Source organism: Pseudomonas sp. HY13-MNA-CIBAN-0226 (genome assembly GCF_040310305.1).
Taxonomy (GTDB): Bacteria; Pseudomonadota; Gammaproteobacteria; order Pseudomonadales; family Pseudomonadaceae; genus Aquipseudomonas; species Aquipseudomonas gregormendelii.
Genome location: NZ_JBEOPS010000536.1, coordinates 1 through 244 on the forward strand (window position 1 = coordinate 1; position 244 = coordinate 244).

The 244-nt window shown below is 63.1% G+C and carries 1 protein-coding gene; it reads right to left on the bottom strand.

Features of this window, described 5'->3' with window-relative positions; translation table 11 throughout:
* A partial coding sequence (locus AAEZ05_RS29800) for a hypothetical protein (RefSeq protein WP_350650242.1) occupies window positions 1–244 on the bottom strand: 244 nt, incomplete at both ends.

Genomic DNA, 244 nt, shown 5'->3' on the forward strand with positions numbered 1-244 from the left:
GTTTGCAGCAGGTGCTGCAGCCAGCCGCTGAGGGTGACGATCCAGCCTTCCCAGTTGCGGCGGTTACAGCGTGCGCCCACGGCTTTTTCGATCGCCTCTGGAGTCACGTTGAAACCTTCTTCACCGGCCCACTCCAACAAGCCGTGAAGGAAGGTGCCTGGGTTGGGACCGCGTGGGAAACGGTGAATATCCCCGCCGGACGCGACCGTTTCCCGAGGGGCATCGGGGTCGAGGCGTTCGTCAT